The organism is Acinetobacter legionensis (assembly GCF_048551735.1).
GTDB lineage: Bacteria > Pseudomonadota > Gammaproteobacteria > Pseudomonadales > Moraxellaceae > Acinetobacter.
Window position 1 is genome coordinate 1 of sequence record NZ_JBIMBV010000049.1, and the last position, 2474, is coordinate 2474.

The 2474-nt window shown below is 39.4% G+C and carries 3 protein-coding genes and 1 pseudogene; all 4 read left to right on the forward strand.

What is annotated here, in order from left to right:
• Positions 1–1055 (forward strand): annotated as a pseudogene (locus ACG9ZL_RS20780) (TipJ family phage tail tip protein); the annotation flags it as partial.
• Positions 1055–1375, forward strand: coding sequence for a hypothetical protein (locus ACG9ZL_RS20785; RefSeq protein ID WP_419361739.1), 321 nt, complete (start codon positions 1055–1057; stop codon positions 1373–1375). The pseudogene ACG9ZL_RS20780 and the gene ACG9ZL_RS20785, both read left to right, overlap by 1 nt.
• Positions 1375–2115, forward strand: a complete 741-nt coding sequence (locus ACG9ZL_RS20790; RefSeq protein WP_419361742.1) for a hypothetical protein — start codon at positions 1375–1377, stop codon at positions 2113–2115. Before ACG9ZL_RS20785 ends, ACG9ZL_RS20790 begins: the two co-directional genes overlap by 1 nt.
• 61 nt (positions 2116–2176) lie before the next feature.
• Positions 2177–2440, forward strand: coding sequence for a holin (locus ACG9ZL_RS20795; protein WP_419314941.1), 264 nt, complete (start codon positions 2177–2179; stop codon positions 2438–2440).
• Positions 2441–2474: the final 34 nt, after the last annotated feature.

Genomic DNA, 2474 nt, shown 5'->3' on the forward strand with positions numbered 1-2474 from the left:
GCCGTGTTGATGTTGCCGAATCCGATGCATCAATAGCAAAAACTAATGCAGCCAGTGCATTAAGCAAAGCAAATACTGCGGTTACTGATTCAAGTGCGGCAGCATCCATGGCGCAACAAGCCAATGCAACTGCAACTTCGGCAAAAAGTACAGCCGATAATGCACTAACTAATTCTGCAACTGCTTTATCAAAAGCTGATGTGGCTGTGACAAATGCAAGTTCTGCTGTATCGAAGGTTGATGCTGTAGAAGCGAAGCTAGGCAATTATGCGACAACGGGTGCATTGAGTGCTGTTGACTCAAAAGTTGCTGATGTTGACAATAAATTGACAGCAACAACAACTAAGGTCGATGGTGTTTATGCACAAGTCAATCCAACTTTAATTGGTTCAGAATCTGAATTGATTGGTTACTCTGGTGGTTATGCTGGCGTATGGTCTGAACAATCAGCGCGCATAGAAGGAGATTTAGCACAGTCTATTCGTACTGATCAAGTTACTGCCCAAATGAACCAGAATGATGCTTTATATCAGCAACAGATTAAAGCAACGGCCGATGCGGTATCAGCCAATGTCTCAGCAACTACCATATTGCAAACAAAGGTTGGTGAAAATACAGCGTCGATTCAAACTCAACAATCATCAATTAATGGATTACAGGCGAAAGCCACAATTCAAGTTGCTGCAGGTAATACAGTTGGTGGGGTTGCGATTGGCAATGATGGTGGTGTTGTCGACTTTATTGTTCGCGCAAATAAGTTTGCAATTGCTCCACCTGAAGGCATAAATGGATCAAGCAAGTATGCATTTGTGTACCAATCGACACCAACAGAGTTACCCAATGGAACCATCGTACCTGCTGGTTTATATCTTGATAATGCGTCAGTTGGTTATATTTCAGCAAGTAAGATCTATGCAGATAATCTGAGTGCTATTAGTGCTAATTTAGGAACCTTTACCAGTTCAAATAGTAATGGCACAACAACGATTACGGGCTCATATATTGAGGTTAAAGATAGTCAAAACCGTGTAAGAGTTAAGATAGGAGTTTGGTAATGCCAATAGGCATTCTGTTGCAAGATGAACAAGGGGGAGTCTCATTCGATGGGACTCAACGAATACCAAAAGTGTTAGTAGAAGTCACTATTAATGCAGGGGATGTAACTAAGACTGTTTCCTTGCCAAGAGCATTAAAGGGTAATCTTTACTACTACTATAAACCGCTGATAACTAATGATTCTGAGCCTTATTATGATCCAATGAGTTATAACTATAGAGTCTCAGTTTCTGGCACCCAACTTACAATTACATTTGTACCTTATGCTTCATGGAACTCTGCGCCGAAGCCATTTAAAGTCTATGTAGGAGAGTATTGATGGCATCCTATTTAGAGATTAACAATGAAATCACTCAAGTTATTGATGATTCATTCTTCAATTTAGCATTTGTTCGGAAAGAGAGACGCTATTTTACTAAAACAGCGGGACCAGGTGTCTACGGTTGGATGGGTTATGATATCGATGTTTCAGGTATTGACGGTGCTGTTCTTGCTTTTAGCTCCATCTGTGGTGCTTGTTACTATAGTTTAACTGATTCAACAGTTCGGGTGATGGTAACTGGTGCGAACCAGCAAAATATTCCAAGTGCAGTCAATAAGTTAAATACTGAGACTAATTATATTGATATTTATATTTTTGGTAGACCGATTGATAACACGCCAAATATAGGTTTTAAAGCTTGGGATGCGAACGGTAAGTTAGTATTTGATGCAAATCATAGATACATGCAACCCGTTCAAATGATCATGGAGACTGATAACTACTCACCAGTAGTAGGTGGTAGTAATCAGTATCGTAATAGCAAAACTATTTCATTACCTGTTGGTAGAAAATATGCGATTTATCCTTTAAATCGTATGTTCGCAATTTACGCTGAATGGATATCTAATGGTTGGGAAACATTTTATCAGGCTGATGTCTATTCATCTGTAGCTGCAATTGATAGCAGTACATTGTATTTAACTTCTGGAAAGATTGATCAGGTAGAAGATACCTCTGTTGTATCTATAGGCGTTTGTCGACACCATTACATGATTCTTGATGTCACAAATTACTAAACATCAAAAATTACAAGCACCCAACCGGGTGCTTTTTTATTACCAAAAATTAGGGGGTTACATGTCTGAACAAGCGTTAGACACATCGGCTACAGCACTTGTAGCAAGTAAAGCTGTTGGTTATGGGGGATCAGTTTCAGGCGTATTATCTGCTTGGCTTGGCTCAGTAGATATAGTTGTTTGGGTAAGTATTATTGTTGCAATTGGTGGTTTCTTAATGAACTTCTATTTCGCACGAAAGAAAGACAAACGTGATGAATTGGAACACAAGGCCTATATCGCATCACTTCAAATCAAGGGGAAGATTGATGTCAAACAAGACTAAAATCATAGTAACAACATTGAGCGCATCAGCGCTT

Bases quoted from the DNA above. Each gene is read 5' to 3' on its own strand.
- ACG9ZL_RS20785 (WP_419361739.1), top strand. From the start codon at position 1,055: ATGCCAATAGGCATTCTGTTGCAAGATGAACAAGGGGGAGTCTCATTC.
- ACG9ZL_RS20790 (WP_419361742.1), top strand. From the start codon at position 1,375: ATGGCATCCTATTTAGAGATTAACAATGAAATCACTCAAGTTATTGAT.
- ACG9ZL_RS20795 (WP_419314941.1), top strand. From the start codon at position 2,177: ATGTCTGAACAAGCGTTAGACACATCGGCTACAGCACTTGTAGCAAGT.